Annotated in this window: 1 protein-coding gene; it reads left to right on the top strand. The window is 50.4% G+C overall.

Annotated elements, in window-relative coordinates; all coding sequences use genetic code 11:
* On the top strand, positions 1–668 hold a 668-nt coding region (gene alr, locus R7Z47_RS25090), incomplete at both ends, for an alanine racemase (protein ID WP_318130794.1).

Here is a 668-nt window from a genome sequence, read left to right as displayed (position 1 = left end):
GGGCGATCTGCCTGTGTTAGTGACGAACAACATCCAAACCGTGGTGCACTGTGAAGAGCAACTTATCGCGTTGGAACAGGCGGATTTAGAAACGCCAGTGGTCGTTTGGTTGAAGATCGACAGTGGTATGCATCGTTTGGGTGTTCGCCCTGAGCAGTATGATGAATTCATTTCTCGCTTAAAAACGTGCCCGAATGTGGCGAAACCATTGCGATACATGAGCCATTTTGGTTGTGCGGATGAGCTTGATAGCAGCATCACGCCGCAACAAATTGAGCTGTTTATGTCATTAACCTCGGGCTGTCAGGGCGAGCGCTCGCTAGCGGCATCTGCGGGTTTATTAGCATGGCCTCAAAGCCAATTAGAGTGGGTTCGTCCGGGCATTATTATGTACGGCGTATCACCATTTAGCGACAAAACGGCTCAAGATTTGGGTTACCAACCAGTGATGACGTTGAAGTCTCATCTTATTGCGGTTCGTGAAGTCAAGAAAGGTGAAAGCGTGGGGTACGGTGGTATCTGGACAAGTGAACGCGACACAAAAGTCGGCGTTATTGCAGTGGGCTATGGCGATGGCTACCCAAGAAGTGCACCCAATGGTACACCGGTGTGGGTGAATGGGCGTACAGTACCGATTGCGGGTCGAGTATCAATGGATATGCTGACGG

It is taken from the genome of Vibrio sp. 1641 (genome assembly GCF_033339995.1).
GTDB classification, from domain to species: Bacteria; Pseudomonadota; Gammaproteobacteria; order Enterobacterales; family Vibrionaceae; genus Vibrio; species Vibrio alginolyticus.
Note: the sequence above shows the minus strand (reverse complement) of the source record. Positions and strands in the feature narration are given on the sequence as shown.